Here is an 18,059-nt window from a genome sequence, read left to right as displayed (position 1 = left end):
TGAGCGCTTCATTGTTCGGGCGTCATTTCGCGCCTCATTTGCCGAGAGTATCACGGTTAGCCACATCAAGCCAACGCTTTCCTCTCGATGTTGGCCATTTGCGTCCGGAAATTCGATTCTGTCAAGCAGATGGGTTTTTCACCCTTCTTCCAATCCTCTTTTGATCAGAAAAAATGGTAATCATAGGTTAAGGGGGACATATAGGCTGTCACCCTAATTGGGTGGAAATGTCACCCTAATTGCCCGGAATGGCCCGATATTGTCCCCTCAAGGAATCGCCCGCGACTCGGTCCACATGGGAGAATCACTGGCAGGTCGATTCGGTCTCGAGACCCTTTAATTCATTGGCGCCGGACGCTGTTCGAACTTTCCGCTATATTTATAACTTTCTTTTTGCGTCAAAGGCAAATCCGGCGTATTTCTGGGTTCAGAGATAATCAACGTCCGAAAGAGGCAGATATGTTCACTCACGAAAGTCTGGAGGAGCTGCATTCCCGCTCGCTCAAGATGCAGGCAGCCATCCGCAAGCAGACCTTCTCGCCCGAGCACGAGAAGACATTGCGCCGCTTCTCCAGCTGGGAGGTCTCCGAGCTGATCCTGAAGATCAACCAATCGACCTTCCGTGGCCGCTTGGCCGCCGATCTTGACCTTCCCGGCGGGGAAGTCGAGGAGGAGGGCCGCCAGCGCTGGTTCACCCTTCCGGAGATCAACGAGATGCGGCGCAAGATGAAGATCAACCGCCGCTCCCTGCAGCCGCCGCGACCGCATAAGAAGCGCGCGATCCGCGTGGCCATCTCCAACTTCAAGGGCGGCGCCGGTAAATCGACCGTGGCACTCCATATGGCGCATGCGGCGGCCCTCGATGGCTATCGCGTCCTGCTCGTCGATTTCGACCCGCAGGCCACGCTGACCCATTCGATGGGCCTCACCGATGTCTCCGAGGAGTTGACCGTCTGGGGGATCATCGCGCGCGACCTCATCCGCGAGACCGAGCGGATGAACAATGCGCCCCGCGCAGCCGAATCCGGCACGGCCCTGCCCCATCGCAGGCTTCCCGGCTCGATCCTTGATCTGGGGCTCGACAGCCTGCGCATCACCGATTTCATCCGCACCACCGCGTGGCCTACGATCGACATGATCCCTTCCTGCGCCAACGCGGCCTTCGTCGAGTTCGCCTCCGCGCAATACCGCCATCTCAATCCTGACTGGTCATTCTTCGCCGCGGTCGCCCGCTATCTCGATGCGGTGCCCCATGACAGCTATGATGTCATCGTGTTCGATTGCCCGCCGGCCATTGGATACCAGTCGATGAACGCGGTCTTCGCGGCCGATGTCCTCTATATTCCCTCGGGGCCGGGCTATTGGGAATACGACTCGACCACCTCTTTCATCGGACAGCTTTCGGAAGCCCTGGGCGATCTCTCCCACGGGTTCGAGGGGACCTTCCCCGCGGGGAATATGACCCTGCCGAAGGAATTCCTCGACATCCGTTTCCTGATGACGCGGTTCGAGCCGGGCAACGATCTGCACCGTGCGATGTTCGAAGCCTTCCGTAATGTGTTTGGTGAACGCTTGGCCGATAACCCCATCGAGATGACGCGGGCGGTCGAGCAGTCGGGGCGTTTCCTGTCATCTGTTTACGAGATAGACTACCGCACGATGACCCGAGAGACCTGGCGCAGGGCGCGCGCCTCCTTTGACCGCGCCTATGATGAGTTCCGTGCGACCTTCCTGAACGCATGGGAGAAACTGGAGGAGATTGAATGAAGAAGCGCCGGACCTTCGCCATCGACCTTCCCGAGGACGATGAAACAGGCACCTTCCCTGCGGGGAAGGTCGAGCCCGAGGCCCCTGCGCCGCAGAACCGCCGCTCGCCCATGGCCGCCGCCATCAGCGAGAACGCGGCCAGCCTGCGCGACCGGACAGCTCTCGAGGCAAAGATCCGCGCCGAGAATGACGCGCTGGCCGCAGAGCATGTGCGGATGAAAAAGCTCGGCCTGATGGTCGACATGATCCCGCTCGACCAGATCGAGACGTGGAAGCTGATCCGCGACCGTGCCAAGGACGATGATTTCGAGCTCACCGAGCTGATCAAGTCCATTCGCGAATTGGGGCTGTCCAATCCGATCCGTGTCGAAGCGCGTGATGATGGGAAATTCGAGCTAATTCAAGGGTTTAGGAGGCTTTCGGCCTATAAGTCCCTGCTCGAGGAGACCGGTGATGCCGAGCGTTGGGGGGCAATCCCCGCTGGCATTCTTCCCCGCGGGGAAGGTCTTGAGGGTCTTTACCGCCGCATGGTCGACGAGAACCTCGTGCGTAAGGACATCTCCTTCGGAGAGATGGCCGGGCTCGCGTTGAACTATGCCAAGGATCCCGGCACCGCGCAGATGGATCCCGACAAGGCGGTGGCCGAGCTCTTCGCAAGCGCGGGCTACCAGAAACGCAGCTATATCCGCAGCTTCATCAAGCTGGTGGACCGTTTGGGCGAGGATCTGAAGTTCATCCAGCATGTGCCCCGTTCGCTGGGGCTCAAATTCGTCTCTGAAATGGAGGACCGGCCCGAGATCGTGGCGCAGGTGCGTGAGGCTCTGAAAGACTGGGATAACCATTCCGCCAGTGACGAACTGGATGTGTTGCGGCAGGCGATCGGCGAGGACACCGCTCGCCCGGCTCTCGTGCCGAAACCCGCCGCCAAGCCGCGGAGCGGTAAGGCGCGCACCGTGTTCCAGGTCCAGACCCGTACCGGAGCCGCCAAATGTACGGCCTCGAATGGCCGGCTGGAGATCCGGCTTGATCGCGATTTCTCGACTGTGGATCGCACCAGTCTGGAACGTGCCCTGAAAGATCTTCTAGACGGGCTTTCATGAAAACCTTCCCCGTGGGGAAGAAAAAGCGGCGGGGAAACCCGCCGCTTTTTTATATGGAGTGTCGTCAGAGGCAGGCTCTATTGCGCGGCGATATCTCCCGCGCGCTCACGCTCGAAATAGCCATGGAGCAACAGTGTCATCTCCTGCTCGACGCTGGAGATGTGCTGGCGCATGATCTCGCAGCCGCGCTCGGCATCCCGCGCAAGAGCTGCCTCGGCGAGCTGGATGTGATCTGCAGATCGGTCGCTCAGCGCATGGGCGTCAATCAGCCCGCGGTAGCGCCTCTGGGCAATGGCGATCTGTTCGATGATGGCATGGATACGCGGCATCTTGCAGGCCGAAACGAGGGTCCGATGGAAGTCCCGATGAGCGATCTCCCATTCAGGGGAGCGCAGATTGGCCTCGGTGTTGCGCAGGCGGTAAAGGGCCGCGGTGATGTCGCTTTCCCATTGCAGGTCACCCTGTTCAATGGCGCAGGTCAGCGCGAAGCATTCGCTATTGCGGCAGATCTCCATTACCTCGTGGAAATCAACGAGCGAGACCTCCGACACGGTATAACCGCGCTGGTCCTCGAACTGAATGAGGCGCGTGCCGGTCAGGCGGGATACAGCCTCGCGCAAGGGGCTGATCGAAACACCGAGTTCGGCGCGGAGCCGGTCGAGATTGATCTTTTCGCCCGGCTTCAACTGATTGCTCAGAAGACGGTCCAGTAACGCATCATAGAGCGTAGAGACGAGGGTTGCTTTGCGCATGATAACCTGAAGATGGGACTCATATTAACTTAAGCCGATCTATACGCTGTAAATAGTATACATGGCTATAAAAATCGACGAAGTGTAATAACATCGATTATATGCCTCAAACCCATGAGAAAAGCGGCGCCTTCAGGTCCTGTCCTTTGACGCAGATGCCGCGTCACGATAGATCGGTGGCATGGAGTCAAAGGATGCACCAATGTCTAAGTTAATCTATATCCTGAACGGACCAAACCTGAATCTTCTCGGCAAGCGCCAACCGGAGATTTACGGCCGCGATACTCTGGATGATATCGAGAAAAACTGCCGTGCCGTCGCCGAGGCGGGCGGTGCCGAGGTCGCGCTGTTCCAGTCCAACCATGAGGGCGTGATCATCGATACGATCCACGAGGCGCGTGAGAAAGCCTGCGCGATCGTGATCAATCCGGGCGCCTATAGTCATACCTCGGTCGCCATCCTTGACGCGCTCAACGCCTATGAAGGGCCGGTCCTCGAAGTGCATATCTCGAACATCCACAAACGCGAGGCCTTCCGCCATCATTCCTATGTTTCGGGACGTGCGGATGGCGTGATCTGCGGCTGCGGGATCGAGGGCTACGAATTTGCCGTCCGCCATATCCTGAGCCTTCTGGGCTGAGTGATGGTGGCCTGTATCGATTGGCAGGGGCCGATCCTTTTCGACCCTCGGGGCACATTCGGCCATTTGCGCGGGATGGTCGCCGCCGGACAGGGCGTGCGCGTCGGGCCGGACGGGATCACCGCTATCGATGCGGGCCATATCGAATGCACCACCTCCGGCAGTAGCGGGGCGCCCAAACGCATCCGCCGGAGTCTCGAGAGCTGGACGCGCAGCTTTGTCCGCAACGGGGCGATCTTCGGCTTGCAGGATGCGGTGATCGGGCTCCCCGGAACGATGGCGCAATCGCTGACGCTCTATGCTGCGCTCGAGGCGGCATGGGCGGGGGCAGGGCTTGTCGATCTGTCGGGGTTGCGGGCGGACCGGCAGCTTGGCCAGCTGGTCGCGCACGGGGTCAGTCATGTCTATGCCACGCCCGCGCAGGCCGAGATGATCCTGATGGGCGAGGGCAACGCGCCCTCTCTGCGGCAATGGATTATCGGCGGCGGTCGCTTGTCGGCCGATCTGCGGCAGCGTCTGGCACATCGGTTTCCACAGGCGCGGGTGGCGCAATTCTACGGCGCCTCCGAGACGAGTTTCATTACACTGGATCCGGGGGATGCGCCTGAAGGTTCGGTCGGACGCGCTTATCCGGAGGTCGAGATCCGGACCGACGGGGCGGGGGAGTTATGGGTGAGGAGCCCTTATCTTTTCGAGGGTTACGGGCTCGGCGGGAGCCCAGAGACGCGCTGGTCCGATGATGGGTTTCTGTCCGTGGGGGAGATCGGCCAGATCGATGCCGACGGGTATGTCTATGTGCAAGGGCGCAAGGGGCGGGTGGTGCAGGTGCTGGACCATCTTGTGAGCCCCGAACCGGCGGAGGTCTTTTTGTCGGAAAGGCTGGGCTGTCCGGTTGCGGTGGTGGCGCGGCGTGACGCTCTGCGCGGGGCGCGTCTCTGGGCGATGGTCGGGCAGGGGCCACAGGGCGCGCAGGTCGAGGAGGCGCTGGCGGCCTTCCGTCACAGGGTCGGTCCGACTGCGGCCCCGCATGGCTGGCAACGGGTCGATCCGTTGCCGCTGCTGCCCAGCGGCAAGCCCGATCTGCAACGGCTCGAGGCGATGATATGACGGTGCGCATCATCTCCGCACGTCGTTCGGCCGTTGTGCCGCGCGGGGGGGGCTTTGCCGGGCTCGACCCGCACGAGATCGCCGCGCCGGTGATTGCCGCCTGTCTGGCGGATGCGGGGATCGGACCGGAGGATGTGGACGAGGTGATCTGTTCCAATGCGATCGGTCCGGGGGGAAATGTCGCGCGGGTCGTGGCCTTGGGCGCGGGGCTGCCCGAGCGCGTGGCGGGGCTGAGCCTTGACCGGCAATGCGCGGGCGGGCTTGATGCGATCATGCTCGGGCAGGCGCTGATTGCCAGCGGTCAGGCACGGGTCGTGATTGCCGGTGGGGTAGAGAGTTATTCGCGCCGCCCGCTGCGGGCGTTTCAACGGGCGGAGGGGCCGGAGTTCTATACTCAAGCACCGTTTACCCCTTGGCCGGAGCGCGATCCCGATATGGCTGAGGCGGCGGACCAGCTTGGCCGTCTCTGCGGGATATCACGCCAGGAAGCCGATGCGTGGGCTGTTGAAAGCCATTTGAAAACAGTTTGTTCTGAGTTTCCTGAAATTGTGGAAATTAATGAAATCCGCCGTGATCCTTTCGCGCGCAAGGCCAGTGCCAAGCTGATGGCGCGCAGTCCGGTGATTGCGGGCGATGTGACGGCGGGCAATGCGGCGGTGGCCGCCGACGGCGCGGCGTTTTGCGTGCTGATGGCCGGGGCGCAGGCGCAAGGGCGCGGTGTGCGCATTGGGCGGGGCCGCACGCTGGGCGCCACACCCGATCTGCCGGGTCTCGCGCCAGTCGCCGCTATCGAGGCGATTGACGGGGCAGGGGCGGATCGCGTGGAGATCATGGAAGCCTATGCGGTGCAGGCGCTGGCCTGCCTTCGCAAGGCGGGGATCGATCCGGATCGTGTCAACCTGAAAGGCGGTGCCTTGGCGCGGGGCCATCCGATCGGCGCTTCGGGGGCGATACTGGTGGTGCGGCTTTTCCATGACCTCGCCAGGGGCGAGACCGGACTGGCCGCCATTGCGGCAGCAGGCGGTATCGGCACCGCCTTGCTGTTCCATCGGGATTAGTCGAAGCCGCGAAGGGTGGCGTAGCTCTCCAGCGGTTCGCGCTCGGTGCGGAAGCTGTTGATCACAGCGCTCTCGTCAGGGGTGCCGATGGCGATGCCGCAAAGCACCATCTCGTCCTCGGGCAGGCCCAGCGTCTCATGGACGACATCGGCATAATTGGCCAATGCCCCGATCCCTACCGTGCCCAGACCCTTGTCCTGCGCGGCCAGCATCAGCGCCATGATCGACATGCCCAGATCCATATAGCCACCTTCGCCCATACGCCGGTCGATGGCGACCACGATCCCGAGAGGCGCGTCGAAGAAGCGGTAATTGGCCTTGAACTGGCTGCGGCGTCCGTCGATATCGCGGCGTTCGATGCCGAGGCTCTGGTAAAGCGCATAGCCCGCCGCCCGTTGCCGCGCTTTCAGATGCGCGGGGATCGGGCGGGGAAACCATTCGTATTCCGCCACTTGCGGGCGATGGTCGTCGATGGCGCGGGTCATATTGGTGACAAGCGTGGCCAAGGCGTCGCCGGTCAGCGCATGGAAGCTGCCCGGTTGCAGATTGGCCCCCGAGGGCGCGCGGCGCGCGGCCCATAGCAGATGTTCGACCGTCTCGCGCGAGACGGGGTCGGGCAGGAAGGCGCGGGTGGATTGGCGCGCCTTCAGCAGGTTTTCCACGCTTGTCGACATGCGGTGGGGTCGTCCTTGTCTAGTCGTCGGTCAGTGTCTGGTGAGGACGCTTTGCGGGCGGGCTTTGGCGAGCCCCTGTGTGATGAAGCCCGCCAGCACTGCCTTCACAACATCGCCCGGAATGAAAGCAGTGACCAGCCATGTGGCCTCGATCAGGGTTTTGTCCAGCACAATCGACATACCGATGACGCCGCACAGATACACGATCCCGATACCACCGATGACTGCGCCGATAATGGCGGAGACCGACAGTGGCAGCTGGCGGGTTTTGTCGGTGATCAGGCCGGTGACAAAGGCCCCCAGAGGCCAGCCCAGCAGGAAGCCTGCGGTGGGGCTGGTGAAAATGCCGAGGCCGCCACGGCCACCGGCCAGAAGCGGCAGGCCGAGCGCCACGAGCACCACGATCAGCAGGGCGGCCAGCGCCCCGCGTTTGGCGCCCAGCACGGTGCCCGCCAGCATGACGCCCAGCGTCTGCGCGGTGATCGGCACGCCGAAGCCCAGCGTAAGGCTCGGCACGAGACCAAGGGCGGCGATCAGCGCGGCAAAGAGCGCCACCATCGTTAGATTACGTTCCATTTGTCGGGTCTCCTCCCTTGGGAGCCGAGGGCGGCGCGGGGTTTACTCCCCCCCTCGCGCGCAGCGCTTCGGCCACATGTTCTGCATCGTCTAATGCCAGAATCCCCAAGGGGAGCACAAGATGCCAGTTGGCGCGCTTGGCCGAACGTGCGCGCCAGCTTTGGGCCAGCATCTGGCCTTTCTGGGCAAGGATCGGTGTGAAGCGAATGGTGAGCGCGATGGCCAGCTCGCCCGCGCGGGTATTGACCCCGAGTGCCGCCAAGGGCCGTGTCAGCCAGTGGAGTGTGTCGAGCATATCGGCAAGTCGGGTGGTCATCGTCACCAGATTGGCCAGAGCCACGGCGGTGGTGAAGCGCAGCACAATACGCGCGCCTTCCGCCCAATCGGCGGTCAGCCCGTGCCAGAGGGCGAGCACGAGCGCGATAGGCCAGAGTGGACGCAGCGCTTTTGCTCCGGCTTTGGCAAAGCGCAGGCCGGGGAGCAGGTAGAGAAGCGCGATGATGGCGAAGGCCGCAAGTTGCAGCGGCAGCGAGGGCAGGGCGAACAGCAAGGCGGTTGCCAGACACAGTCCCGCCAGTTTCGGCCCCGCGGGCCAGCGATGGGCGCGGGTCTCAATCGGTGAGGTCAGAGAGATCATCGCCCAGCCCCGCTTGGTTCATATAGTCGAGATAGTCGGGCAGGACGGTCTCGGGTGTGCCTGACTGCCGGATTTCGCCCTCGTGGATCCAGAGCGCGTGGTCATATCCCCGCAGGCAGTCCGGATCATGGGTGATATGGATAAGGGCCTGCGGCAGGCTTTCGAAGAGCCGTGTCAGCTGGCCACGGATCGCCAGATCGAGGCCGGAGAAGGGTTCATCAAGCACGATCAGCTGCGGCTGCATCAGCAGGATCGCCATCAGGCAGACCAGCTGTTTCTGGCCCTGCGAGAGCGTCGAGACGGGTGCATCGATCCAGTGGGATTTACCGAACCGCGCGAGCATGCGGCCGATCAGGCTCTGGGTCTCGGCCTTGCCGTGCCCCTGCTGGCGCAGACCGAAGGCCAGTTCCTCGCACACGGTCGGGAAGATGATCTGGTGGTCGGGGTTCTGGAACAGGATGCCGATGCGGTTGAGGGCGGCGTGACGGTCGCGGGCGGGGATGATCCCGTCGAGGGTGAGCGTGCCGGAGGAGGGCTCGATCAGCCCGGCCACCACGCGGGCAAGGGTGGATTTTCCCGAGCCGTTGCGCCCGACGATTCCGAGGCGGCGGATCTCGTGGTCGAAGACCAGATCCTTCAGCACCGGCTTTCCGGCAAGGTCGAGTGTCAGATGGTCGAGTGTCAGGCGGGGGCTGTGGGCCATGGGGTTCCTGCGGACAAGGCGTGCGGGCCTCATCCTCCTGCCGGAAAGTGGGCGGATTTGCAAGAAACCGGTCCCTGACCAAGGTCAGGCATATGGTGCAGCCATGGAATTGTCTCGCCATTGCACAGGCATGCTCTCACGAATGAAACAAAATCGCGGCGCGCCCCTTTGCGGCATCTGCCACCACTTTACCGCGAAATTTCCGGCGCTAACATCACCCGTATGCCCAAGGAGGCCCGCATTGGCGGGAGGGTGGAGGAGAGGCGGATTAACCGCTTGCGGGGCGCGCGCAGGCGTGCTTCGCGCGGGGAGCGCCGGATGAAAATCGGGGGGATGATGATCAACGGAGAATTGCAACTGGCTCGGCCTTTGCGCTGGGGCATGGTGGGCGGTGGCCGCACCGGTCAGGTAGGTTACAAGCACCGCACAGGCGCGTTGCGCGACGGGACCTATCATCTGGTCTGCGGGGCCTTCGATGTGGATGCCGCGCGCGGGCGCGATTTCGGGATGCGCGTCGGGGTGGCCGAGGAGCGCTGTTACGACAGCTATCAGGCGCTGATCGCGGCCGAAACCGCGCGAGCGGACGGGGTCGAGGTGGTATCTGTCGCCACGCCCAATTTCACCCATTACGAGATCACCAAGGCGCTGCTGAGCGCGGGGATCCATGTGATCTGCGAAAAGCCTCTGTTCTTCAGCGTGGCCGAATGCGACGAGATCGCCGCACTGGCCCGCGAGAAAGGGCTGATTGTGGGCGTCACCTATGGCTATACCGGCCATCCGATGGTGGCGCAGATGGCGGCGATGGTGGCCAAGGGGATGCTGGGCGAGATCCGTATCGTCGATATGCAATATACCCACGGCTTCAACGCGGGCGATGATACGGGCGCCTCCGAGGCGCAGCAATGGCGGGTCGATCCGGCGCGTTCGGGGGGCACCTTTGTGCTGGGTGATATCGGCACCCATCTGCAATATCTCTCGGAAATCGTGCTGCCGCATCTGAAGATCGAGAAGCTTCTGTGTGATCGCACGGCCTTTATCCCCTCGCGCGCGCCGCTCGAGGATCATGCTACGGTGCTGATGCATTATGACAATGGCGCACGGGCGCGGCTCTGGGTGAGTTCGGTCGATGCGGGGCAGATGGATGCGCAGCGCTACCGCTTTGTGGGCGCGAAGGCCTCGGTCGAATGGCACGCGGCGCGGCCCGACGAGCTGCTTTACGAGGTGCAGGGCGAGCCGTCGCGCATCCTGCATCACGGGATGCCCTATCTGGAGGAGGAGGGGCACGAATATGACCGGATGGGGGCGCTGCACACCGAGGGTCTGGGCGATTCATGGGCCAATATCTATCTCTGGATCGCGCAGGCGATCGCCGGAAACCCGCCCGCGCGCTATCCCGATATGGCGGCTGGCACCTCTGGCGTGCGTTGGCTTGAAAACTGCATCCGCTCGGCCGAAGCTGGCGGGGCTTGGGTGGATTACGCCTGAGCGCCACGCGGCAACAGGTGAAAATGATTGAGGATCAGGAGACGATTATGCGATTTGGAGTTGTAGGTTACGGCACGGGCGGTCAGCATTTCCACGCCCCCTATATTCAGGCGGCCAAGGGCTGCGAGCTGACGGGGATCGTGGCGCGGGCACCGGCGACCATTGCCAAGGTGCGCGCCGATTTCCCCGATGTGGCGATATTCTCCAGCCTGACCGAGATGCTGGACAGTGGGACGGTTGATGCGGTCACCATCACCACCCCGCCTGCCACCCGCGATGCGCTGGTGCGCGAGGCAGCGGCCAAGGGCGTGCATGTGGTGGCCGACAAGCCCTTCGCGCCCTCGGCGGAGGCCGCACGTTCGCTCGCGGCGCTGGCGCGGGAGACGGGGATTACGCTGGGGGTCTATCACAACCGTCGGTGGGACGCCGATTTCCGCACGCTGATGGCGGTGAAGGCGGCGGGCAAGCTGGGCAACCTCTGGCGCTTCCATTCGCGTATCGAGCAGGACAGCCCCGAGACGGTCGAGGCCGGTCCCGAGGGTGGGCTGTTGCGCGATCTGGGCAGCCATATGGTCGATCAGGCGCTGGCGCTGCTGGGGCCGGTGGTCTCGGTCGATGCGCAGCTCGATATTGCCGAGCTGGAGGGGGGCGCGACCGATGCGGGTTACACGATCACCCTGCGCCACGAGAGCGGGGTGCATTCGCATCTCTCGGCCAGCAAGATGAACGCTGTGGTGATGAAGGAATTCCGGCTTTATGGCGCGAATGGCAGCTATATCTCGCAAGGCCAGGATATTCAGGCCAAGCAGATCTTCTCGGGCGAACGCCCTGTCGATGATCTGGCGGGCTGGGGCTATGAGGCCGAGGAAGACTGGGGTGTGCTGCGCCTGCGCGGGCAAGGCGATGAGGTGATCCCCTCCGAACAGGGCGCCTATCACGCCTATTACGAGGCCTTTGCCAAATCCGCCGCAGCCGGTGGACCGGCGCCCGTGACGCCCGATGAGGCGGTGGCGGTGCTGGCGGTGCTCGATGCCGCGCGGCTGAGCGCCGAAGAGGGGCGCAGCGTTTCGCTGCGGTGAGAGCATGGATGTGACCGTGACCTGTGCGCCCTGCTGCTGGGGGGTGGATGATGTGAGAAATCCGCATCTTCCGCCTTGGCAGAAGGTGCTTGATGAAGCGCGTGATGCCGGTTTCGGTGGGCTGGAGCTGGGGCCTTATGGCTATATGCCCCTCGATGTTACTCTGGTGGGCGAGGCGCTTGTTTCACGCGGGCTGAGCATCGTGGCGGGCACGATCTTCGATGATCTGGTGACGCCCGCCAATCGCGAGAACCTGCTGCGCCAGACCCGCGAGATCTGCGCGCTGATCACGGCACTGCCCCAGCCGCCTGCGCATGGGGGCCAGCGTTTCCCCGCGCCCTACCTGACGGTGATGGATTGGGGCCATGACGCGCGTGATTATGCCGCCGGTCACAGTGACCGCGCGCTGCGCCTGCCCGACGCGGCATGGGCGGGGATGATGGAGACCCTGTGCCAGATTGCCGATGTGGCCAGAGGCTATGGCGTGCGGGCGGTGATCCATCCGCATGCGGGCGGGCATATCGAGTTTGCCGACGAGATCGAACGGCCGGTGGCGGATATTCCGCCCGAGGTGGCGGGGCTCTGTCTGGATACGGGCCATACGCTCTATGCGGGGATGGATCCTGTGGCCACGCTTGAAAAATACTGGGACCGGCTCGATTACATCCATTTCAAGGATATCGATGCGGAGGTGTTTGCCGATGTGATGGGCCGCAAGATCCGGTTCTTCGATGCCTGCGGCGAAGGGGTGATGTGCCCGATCGGGCGCGGGGTGATCGATTATCCGGCCATCCATGCGCTTTTGGAAGCGAAGGGCTATGGCGGCTATATCACCATCGAGCAGGAGCGCGATCCACGTAATACCGGCTCGATCCTCGAGGATCTGGCGGCCTCGCGCAGCTATCTGCGCGAGACGGGATTTGTCTGAGAGAAACGGGTAAGGGTGCGCCCTTACTCGTTCACCTTTTTCACGAATTGCGATTTCAGCCCCATCTGGCCGATGCCGGGGACCTTGCAGTCGATGTCGTGATCGCCGCTAACCAGACGGATGCCGCGCACCTTGGTGCCGACCTTGACCACCGAGGAACTGCCCTTGACCTTGAGATCCTTGATCACGGTCACGGTGTCGCCATCGGCCAGAATATTGCCAACAGCATCGCGGATGACCTCGGCATCGTCGCCAGCGGCTTGCGCCGACCATTCATGCCCGCATTCGGGGCAGGTGAGCAGCGCGTCGACCTCGTAGGTATAGGCGGAGGCGCAATTGGGGCAGGGGGGCAATGTATCCATCATGGCGCCTGCGATAGGGGGCACCTCTCCATTTGGCAAGAAAATTCGATAGGTTTGCGCTGATAATCAGATGTGATGTGGCGGCATTTTCCATATCCCCGCCTATGTCTTGCAAGAGCCCATCAGAAACGGTATCGGAAAAATCACCGGTCGCAGCCTACCCGGTTATCAAAACAAGGACTGAGCTATGAGGAGTATCCTACAGGGGCCATGCCCCTTTGATGTTGCATTATGGTGTGTCCTGCCCGTTGCCAAGGAGATGCCCTGATGTTCCGCATCACGAAAGAATTCCATTTTTCAGCGTCGCACCAGCTGATCCATCTGCCCGCCGACCATCAATGCGCGCGGATGCACGGGCATAATTATGTCGTGGTGGTCGAGCTGTCGGCCAGCGAGCTGAATGCCGACGGGTTCGTGCGCGATTATCACGAGCTGAAGGATCTGAAGGACTATATCGACACCCGCTTCGATCACCGCCATCTCAATGATGTGCTCGATTGCCCCTCGACGGCCGAGCATATGGCGCATCACTTCTATCAATGGTGCAAGGCGCGCTGGCCCGAGGTCACGGCGGTGAAGGTGTCGGAGACGCCCAAGACCTGGGCGGAGTTCCGGCCATGAGTGCGGATCGCATCGAGACACTGCGCATCTCGGAGATCTTCGGCCCCACCATTCAGGGTGAGGGCGTGCTGATCGGCGAGCCCACGGTCTTCGTGCGCACCGGCGGCTGCGATTACCGCTGTAGCTGGTGTGACAGCCTGCATGCCGTGGATAGCCAGTATCGCCACACATGGCAGAAGATGACACCCGCCGAGATCTGGGACGAGGTGCAGCATCTCTCGGGCAACCGTCCGCTGACGGTATCGCTTTCGGGCGGCAATCCGGCGATCCAGAATCTGGGGCCGGTAATCTCGATGGGGCAGGCGGCGGGCTACCGCTTTGCCTGCGAGACCCAGGGCTCGATCCCCGCGCCGTGGTTCGGGATGCTCGACACGCTGGTGCTGAGCCCCAAGCCCCCTTCGAGTGGCGAGCGCGTGGTCTGGGAGCGGTTCGACGACTGTGTGAAGGCCGCAGGGCCGCATACGCAGGTGGTGATGAAGATCGTCATTTTCGACGAGGAGGATTTCGCCTTTGCCCGTGCGGCGGCGGCGAGCTATCCCGAACTTCCCCTTTATCTGCAACCGGGCAATCCGGAGGTGGACCCCGCTCTGCCCGTCGATCTGGATCAGGCGGCCAAGCGGCTCGAATGGCTGGTTGACCTGACCATTGCGGCGAAATGGTTCCGCCCGCGCGTGCTGCCGCAGCTGCATGTAATGATCTGGGGCAATAAACGCGGCGTGTGATCGCGTCTCGCCTTTGCTGTCTTCGGGCGCTAGAAGGAGACGGCCCCAACGGAGATGAGCATGGACTGGACGAGCCTTCTGTCGAACGAACGCCTGCGCGACCGGAAATATTCGGAAGCCCGCAACCGGTCGATCTTCACGCAGGATTACGACCGGATCGTCTTCTCCGAGCCGTTCCGCCGTCTGGCCAACAAGACGCAGGTGCAGCCGCTTTACGAGCATGACCATGTCCATCACCGGCTGATCCATTCGATCGAGGTGGGGTCGGTGGGCCGGTCTCTGGCGATGTCCATCGGGCAATGGCTGGTGGAGGAAGACGAGATCGCAGCGGGTGAGGAAAACGCGATTGCCAATATCGTGCAGGCGGCCTGCGCGGCCCATGATATCGGAAATCCGCCTTTCGGTCATTCGGGCGAGGCCTCGATCGGGGCGTGGTTTGCCCGTGCCTTTGACGAGGCCCGCGGGGTCTGCGGTGATCTGGACCCCGAGCTACACCCGCAATTTTGCCATTTCGAGGGGAATGCCCAAGGCTTCCGGATCATCGCGCGCAAGGAGATGTATCGCAATGATGGCGGTATGCGCCTGTCGAAGGCGGTGCTGGGCGCGTTCATGAAATACCCGCTCTCGGCGGCAACACATGCGGGGCTGAGCGATTACCGCTCGGCGGGCTATTTCGGAGCCAAGAAATTCGGCATTTTCAATTCCGATCTGGGGCTCTTTGCCGAGGCGGCATCCAGCCTTGGTCTGCCGCAGATTGCCGTGGGCCCCTATCAATGGTGGCGCAGGCATCCGCTGGTCTATGTCGTCGAGGCGGCCGATGATATTTGCTATAATATCGTCGATCTGGAGGATGCCTTCACCACCGGCGAGCTGCCCTTTGATGTGGTGCGCGAGGCGCTGTTCAATCTGGCCGAGAAACCCAATCGTGGGGCTCAGGGCATGACGCAGGCCGAGGAGATTGCTTTGCTGCGCGCGCTCAGCATCGGGCGGGCGATTGACAGCTGCCTCGAGGCATTCAAACAGAATTACGGCGAGATCATGGGCGGCACCTTCGGCCAGGGGCTGGTGGAGGCGGGGCGTCTGGGCGCGCAGTTCGCGGCGATCCGTGCGCTGGCCAAGGCGCGTATCTTTACCGCCCCGCGCAAGACCGAGCTGGAGGTGTCGGGTTACCGGATCATCGGCAATGTGCTCGATGGTATCGCGCCGATCTATGACAGGCTTGGCGCGAAAGGCTGGGATGCGGAAGCACTCGATGCGCATTCGGCGCAGGTGGTGCGGGTGCTGGGGCTCGATCTGCGTGATGTGCGCAGCCCCGAGACGGCGCTGCATGCGATGGGGGATTTCGTCTCGGGCATGACCGACCGCTATGCGCTGCGGATTTCGCGGATGCTGTCGGGGATCTGAAGTCTTTCCTGAGAGGAAAATTTCTTGCAAGATGGCCCTTCGAGGATAGCGAAGGAGCCAGAGGTGCCACAGACCAAGAAGGGGTTGCAACAGAACCCCCATGCCGTGCGCGAGATCCGCGAGAAGAATCTCGAGGTGGCGATTGGCCGTCAGGTGCGCGAGCTGCGCAAGCGCCAGCGGATGACGGTGGCCGATCTTGCAGGGCAGGCGGGGCTTTCGGTGGGGATGTTGTCCAAGATCGAGAATGGCGTGACCTCGCCTTCGCTCTCGACGATTTCCACATTGGCCCATGCGCTGCGCGTGCCGCTGGTGCAGCTGTTCTCGGGCTACGAGGAAGCGCGCGGCTGCATGCATGTGAAGGCCGGCGATGGCGTGGAGATCGAGCGCGAGGGCACGCGGGCCGGTCATCAATACCAGCTGCTGGGCCATATCGGCTCGAATAATTCGGGCGTGGTGGTCGAGCCCTATATGATCACGCTTGAAAGCCCGTCGGACAAATTCCCCATCTTCCAGCATGAGGGGATTGAGCTTCTCTATATGATCGATGGTACGATGACCTATCGCCATGGCGACCAGCGCTATGTGCTGGAACCGGGCGACTCGCTTCTGTTCGATGCGGATGCGCCGCATGGGCCGGAGGATCTCTCGGACCTGCCGATCCGTTATCTGTCGGTCATCACCTATCCGCAATCGCGTTGACCGGGCGCCCAACGCGTGACCATCAATGCGCGAGGGCGGCTAAATTCTAGGCAATGGCGGGGCGGTGATCGGGATCGTAATTATTTTCCTATTAGGAATAAAAAATTCTCCTTAGTGATGTTGAGGAAGGCGCGCTGGCGCCGGTCTCGATGTCTGGGAGATGACCTATGTGTGGGATTGTTGGCCTTTTTCTGAAGAAGGACGATCTGCGCCCGAAGCTGGGCGATATGCTGACCGATATGCTGATCACCATGACCGAACGCGGCCCCGATAGTGCGGGGATCGCGATCTATGGCGATGAGAGCGATGGTGTGAAGATCACCGTGCAATCGGATACGCCGGATGTGGATTTTGCGGGTCTGGAAGACGATCTGTCCAAGGCCGCAGGCGTTGGGGTGTCGGTGAAGGTTGTGTCCACCCATGCCGTGATCAAGGCGCCGATGGAAGCCGAGGCTGCCCTTCTGGCGGCCGTCGAGGCCAAGGGGCTGCGCGTGATGGGCGTGGGCGAAAGCATGGAGATCTACAAGGAGATCGGCCTGCCCAAGGATGTGGCGGCACGCTTCGGTATCCGTGAAATGGGCGGCAGCCACGGCATCGGCCATACCCGTATGGCGACCGAATCCGCCGTGACAACGCAAGGTGCGCACCCGTTCTCGACCGCCGATGACCAATGTCTGGTGCATAACGGCTCGCTCTCGAACCACAATTCGATGCGCCGCAAGCTGGCCAAGAAGGGTGTCTTCACCAAGACCGAGAATGATACCGAAGTGGGGGCGGCCTATATCTCCTCGCGCATTGCCGAGGGCGCGAGCCTTGGCGAGGCGCTGGAAGGCACGCTGAAGGATCTCGACGGGTTCTTCACCTTTGTCACCGGCACCAAGAACGGCTTTGGCGTGGTGCGTGACCCGATCGCCTGCAAGCCCGCGATCATGGCCGAGACCGAGGATTATGTGGCCTTTGCCTCCGAATACCGCGCCTTCGCCGATTTGCCGGGGATCGAGGCGGCCCGTGTCTGGGAGCCCGAACCCGCCACTGTCTATTTCTGGGAGCGTTGATCCATGACCGTTCTGGATATGTCGCAGATGGAGCTGCGCGAGCTGAACTCCACCCTGCAAGCGGCAGCAAAAGACCGCAAGAACGAAGCTTTTGACATCGCCAATCCGCGCGGCTCCCATGCGGTGGCCGTGGGGCTTGATGGCCCGCTGAGCGTGACCATCAAGGGCTCGACGGGCTATTACTGCGCGGGCATGAACAAGGAAGCCACGGTGACGGTCGAGGGCTCGACCGGTCCGGGGGTGGCCGAGAATATGATGTCGGGCATGGTCACCATCGAGGGCGATGCCAGCCAATATGCCGGTGCCACTGGTCGTGGTGGGCTCCTGAACATCAAGGGCAATGCGTCGTCGCGCTGCGGGATCTCGATGAAGGGGATCGATATCGTGGTGCATGGCAATATCGGCCATATGTCGGCCTTCATGGCGCAGCGCGGCAATCTGGTCGTGCTGGGGGATGCGGGCGATGCCTTGGGCGACAGCCTTTATGAGGCGCGTCTGTTTGTGCGCGGCAAAGTGAAATCGCTGGGCGCCGATTGCGTCGAGAAGGAGATGCGCCCCGAGCATATCGCCTTCCTGAAGGATATTCTCGAGAAGACCGGCGCCGATGCCAAACCCGAAGAGTTCAAACGCTACGGCTCGTCGCGCAAGCTCTACAATTTCAACATCGACCACGCAGACGAATATTGAGGA

At 62.3% G+C, this 18,059-nt stretch carries 20 protein-coding genes; 14 read left to right on the top strand and 6 right to left on the bottom strand.

Annotated elements, in window-relative coordinates; genetic code table 11:
• The first annotated feature begins 459 nt into the window (after nucleotides 1–459).
• Together VSX56_RS14110 and VSX56_RS14105 are read left to right on the top strand one after the other, a co-directional pair.
• The gene (locus VSX56_RS14110; RefSeq protein WP_350938007.1) at nucleotides 460–1,767 is read left to right on the top strand and encodes an AAA family ATPase; all 1,308 of its coding nucleotides are present in this window, start codon (nucleotides 460–462) and stop codon (nucleotides 1,765–1,767) included.
• Nucleotides 1,764–2,867 (top strand): ParB/RepB/Spo0J family partition protein, encoded by a 1,104-nt coding sequence (locus VSX56_RS14105; RefSeq protein WP_350938005.1) that lies wholly within the window; start codon nucleotides 1,764–1,766, stop codon nucleotides 2,865–2,867. The genes VSX56_RS14110 and VSX56_RS14105 overlap by 4 nt, the downstream gene beginning before the upstream one ends.
• Before the next feature lie 77 nt (nucleotides 2,868–2,944).
• Here the strand turns inward: VSX56_RS14105 and VSX56_RS14100 are convergent, their stop codons facing one another.
• Nucleotides 2,945–3,619 (bottom strand): GntR family transcriptional regulator, encoded by a 675-nt coding sequence (locus VSX56_RS14100; RefSeq protein WP_350938003.1) that lies wholly within the window; start codon nucleotides 3,617–3,619, stop codon nucleotides 2,945–2,947.
• A gap of 202 nt (nucleotides 3,620–3,821) precedes the next feature.
• On the opposite strand from VSX56_RS14100, the gene aroQ reads away from it, so the two are divergent.
• Genes aroQ through VSX56_RS14085 form a run of 3 tightly spaced genes read left to right on the top strand, consistent with a single transcriptional unit; the run spans nucleotide 3,822 to nucleotide 6,424 of the window.
• Nucleotides 3,822–4,259: a type II 3-dehydroquinate dehydratase gene (aroQ, locus tag VSX56_RS14095; RefSeq protein WP_350938000.1), complete on the top strand. Its 438-nt coding sequence runs from the start codon at nucleotides 3,822–3,824 to the stop codon at nucleotides 4,257–4,259.
• A 3-nt stretch (nucleotides 4,260–4,262) separates the two neighbouring features.
• Nucleotides 4,263–5,366, top strand: a complete 1,104-nt coding sequence (locus VSX56_RS14090) for an AMP-binding protein (RefSeq protein ID WP_350937998.1) — start codon at nucleotides 4,263–4,265, stop codon at nucleotides 5,364–5,366.
• Nucleotides 5,363–6,424, top strand: a complete 1,062-nt coding sequence (locus VSX56_RS14085; protein WP_350937996.1) for a thiolase family protein — start codon at nucleotides 5,363–5,365, stop codon at nucleotides 6,422–6,424. The genes VSX56_RS14090 and VSX56_RS14085 overlap by 4 nt, the downstream gene beginning before the upstream one ends.
• Here the strand turns inward: VSX56_RS14085 and VSX56_RS14080 are convergent.
• The 4 genes from VSX56_RS14080 to VSX56_RS14065 are packed head-to-tail and all read right to left on the bottom strand — an operon-like array spanning nucleotide 6,421 to nucleotide 9,014.
• A complete protein-coding gene (locus VSX56_RS14080; protein ID WP_339115331.1) occupies nucleotides 6,421–7,098 on the bottom strand; it encodes a nitroreductase in 678 nt (225 codons plus the stop codon). The two genes, VSX56_RS14085 and VSX56_RS14080, sit on opposite strands and share 4 nt — an antisense overlap.
• 30 nt (nucleotides 7,099–7,128) lie before the next feature.
• Nucleotides 7,129–7,674, bottom strand: a complete 546-nt coding sequence (locus VSX56_RS14075; RefSeq protein ID WP_339115330.1) for a biotin transporter BioY — start codon at nucleotides 7,672–7,674, stop codon at nucleotides 7,129–7,131.
• Nucleotides 7,664–8,311 carry an energy-coupling factor transporter transmembrane component T family protein gene (locus VSX56_RS14070; RefSeq protein WP_349295209.1) on the bottom strand — a complete coding sequence of 216 codons (648 nt, stop codon included), beginning with the start codon at nucleotides 8,309–8,311 and terminating at the stop codon, nucleotides 7,664–7,666. Before VSX56_RS14070 ends, VSX56_RS14075 begins: the two co-directional genes overlap by 11 nt.
• A complete protein-coding gene (locus VSX56_RS14065) occupies nucleotides 8,286–9,014 on the bottom strand; it encodes an energy-coupling factor ABC transporter ATP-binding protein (RefSeq protein ID WP_350937992.1) in 729 nt (242 codons plus the stop codon). Before VSX56_RS14065 ends, VSX56_RS14070 begins: the two co-directional genes overlap by 26 nt.
• 318 nt (nucleotides 9,015–9,332) lie before the next feature.
• On the opposite strand from VSX56_RS14065, the gene VSX56_RS14060 reads away from it, so the two are divergent.
• From VSX56_RS14060 to VSX56_RS14050, 3 genes are read left to right on the top strand one after another with little or no spacing between them, the layout of a single operon-like run.
• Nucleotides 9,333–10,499 carry a Gfo/Idh/MocA family protein gene (locus VSX56_RS14060; RefSeq protein WP_350937990.1) on the top strand — a complete coding sequence of 389 codons (1,167 nt, stop codon included), beginning with the start codon at nucleotides 9,333–9,335 and terminating at the stop codon, nucleotides 10,497–10,499.
• 47 nt (nucleotides 10,500–10,546) lie between these two features.
• Nucleotides 10,547–11,578 carry a Gfo/Idh/MocA family oxidoreductase gene (locus tag VSX56_RS14055; protein WP_339115327.1) on the top strand — a complete coding sequence of 344 codons (1,032 nt, stop codon included), beginning with the start codon at nucleotides 10,547–10,549 and terminating at the stop codon, nucleotides 11,576–11,578.
• Nucleotides 11,579–11,582: 4 nt separating this feature from the next.
• Entirely contained in the window at nucleotides 11,583–12,506 is a 924-nt protein-coding gene (locus VSX56_RS14050; protein WP_350937988.1) for a TIM barrel protein, read from the top strand.
• 23 nt (nucleotides 12,507–12,529) lie between these two features.
• Here VSX56_RS14050 and VSX56_RS14045 read toward each other — a convergent pair whose 3' ends face one another.
• Entirely contained in the window at nucleotides 12,530–12,871 is a 342-nt protein-coding gene (locus VSX56_RS14045; RefSeq protein WP_350937986.1) for a zinc ribbon domain-containing protein YjdM, read from the bottom strand.
• A 264-nt stretch (nucleotides 12,872–13,135) separates the two neighbouring features.
• Between VSX56_RS14045 and queD the strand changes: the two genes are divergently transcribed.
• From queD to VSX56_RS14015, 6 genes are all read left to right on the top strand, one after another.
• Complete coding sequence (queD, locus tag VSX56_RS14040) at nucleotides 13,136–13,489, top strand: 6-carboxytetrahydropterin synthase QueD (RefSeq protein WP_350937984.1); 354 nt, start codon at nucleotides 13,136–13,138, stop codon at nucleotides 13,487–13,489.
• Nucleotides 13,486–14,211 (top strand): 7-carboxy-7-deazaguanine synthase QueE, encoded by a 726-nt coding sequence (gene queE / locus VSX56_RS14035; protein ID WP_350937982.1) that lies wholly within the window; start codon nucleotides 13,486–13,488, stop codon nucleotides 14,209–14,211. The genes queD and queE overlap by 4 nt, the downstream gene beginning before the upstream one ends.
• A 60-nt stretch (nucleotides 14,212–14,271) precedes the next feature.
• Nucleotides 14,272–15,615 (top strand): dGTP triphosphohydrolase, encoded by a 1,344-nt coding sequence (gene dgt, locus VSX56_RS14030; protein ID WP_339115322.1) that lies wholly within the window; start codon nucleotides 14,272–14,274, stop codon nucleotides 15,613–15,615.
• A 63-nt stretch (nucleotides 15,616–15,678) separates the two neighbouring features.
• A complete protein-coding gene (locus tag VSX56_RS14025) occupies nucleotides 15,679–16,314 on the top strand; it encodes a helix-turn-helix domain-containing protein (RefSeq protein ID WP_350937980.1) in 636 nt (211 codons plus the stop codon).
• Between the two features lie 167 nt (nucleotides 16,315–16,481).
• Nucleotides 16,482–17,369, top strand: a complete 888-nt coding sequence (locus VSX56_RS14020) for a class II glutamine amidotransferase (protein WP_339115320.1) — start codon at nucleotides 16,482–16,484, stop codon at nucleotides 17,367–17,369.
• A gap of 3 nt (nucleotides 17,370–17,372) precedes the next feature.
• Entirely contained in the window at nucleotides 17,373–18,056 is a 684-nt protein-coding gene (locus VSX56_RS14015) for a GXGXG domain-containing protein (protein ID WP_350937978.1), read from the top strand.
• Nucleotides 18,057–18,059: the final 3 nt, after the last annotated feature.

It is taken from the genome of Thioclava kandeliae (assembly GCF_040297545.1).
Taxonomy (GTDB): Bacteria; Pseudomonadota; Alphaproteobacteria; order Rhodobacterales; family Rhodobacteraceae; genus Thioclava; species Thioclava kandeliae.
This window is presented reverse-complemented; position numbering and strand designations above follow the sequence as displayed.

Coding starts and splice junctions, on each gene's coding strand:
- queD (WP_350937984.1), top strand. CDS start 13,136: ATGTTCCGCATCACGAAAGAATTCCATTTTTCAGCGTCGCACCAGCTG.
- VSX56_RS14110 (WP_350938007.1), top strand. CDS start 460: ATGTTCACTCACGAAAGTCTGGAGGAGCTGCATTCCCGCTCGCTCAAG.
- VSX56_RS14065 (WP_350937992.1), bottom strand. CDS start 9,014: ATGGCCCACAGCCCCCGCCTGACACTCGACCATCTGACACTCGACCTT.
- VSX56_RS14105 (WP_350938005.1), top strand. CDS start 1,764: ATGAAGAAGCGCCGGACCTTCGCCATCGACCTTCCCGAGGACGATGAA.
- VSX56_RS14085 (WP_350937996.1), top strand. CDS start 5,363: ATGACGGTGCGCATCATCTCCGCACGTCGTTCGGCCGTTGTGCCGCGC.
- queE (WP_350937982.1), top strand. CDS start 13,486: ATGAGTGCGGATCGCATCGAGACACTGCGCATCTCGGAGATCTTCGGC.
- VSX56_RS14100 (WP_350938003.1), bottom strand. CDS start 3,619: ATGCGCAAAGCAACCCTCGTCTCTACGCTCTATGATGCGTTACTGGAC.
- VSX56_RS14070 (WP_349295209.1), bottom strand. CDS start 8,311: ATGATCTCTCTGACCTCACCGATTGAGACCCGCGCCCATCGCTGGCCC.
- VSX56_RS14060 (WP_350937990.1), top strand. CDS start 9,333: ATGAAAATCGGGGGGATGATGATCAACGGAGAATTGCAACTGGCTCGG.
- VSX56_RS14080 (WP_339115331.1), bottom strand. CDS start 7,098: ATGTCGACAAGCGTGGAAAACCTGCTGAAGGCGCGCCAATCCACCCGC.
- VSX56_RS14015 (WP_350937978.1), top strand. CDS start 17,373: ATGACCGTTCTGGATATGTCGCAGATGGAGCTGCGCGAGCTGAACTCC.
- VSX56_RS14045 (WP_350937986.1), bottom strand. CDS start 12,871: ATGATGGATACATTGCCCCCCTGCCCCAATTGCGCCTCCGCCTATACC.
- VSX56_RS14075 (WP_339115330.1), bottom strand. CDS start 7,674: ATGGAACGTAATCTAACGATGGTGGCGCTCTTTGCCGCGCTGATCGCC.
- VSX56_RS14020 (WP_339115320.1), top strand. CDS start 16,482: ATGTGTGGGATTGTTGGCCTTTTTCTGAAGAAGGACGATCTGCGCCCG.
- VSX56_RS14050 (WP_350937988.1), top strand. CDS start 11,583: ATGGATGTGACCGTGACCTGTGCGCCCTGCTGCTGGGGGGTGGATGAT.
- dgt (WP_339115322.1), top strand. CDS start 14,272: ATGGACTGGACGAGCCTTCTGTCGAACGAACGCCTGCGCGACCGGAAA.
- VSX56_RS14090 (WP_350937998.1), top strand. CDS start 4,263: ATGGTGGCCTGTATCGATTGGCAGGGGCCGATCCTTTTCGACCCTCGG.
- aroQ (WP_350938000.1), top strand. CDS start 3,822: ATGTCTAAGTTAATCTATATCCTGAACGGACCAAACCTGAATCTTCTC.
- VSX56_RS14055 (WP_339115327.1), top strand. CDS start 10,547: ATGCGATTTGGAGTTGTAGGTTACGGCACGGGCGGTCAGCATTTCCAC.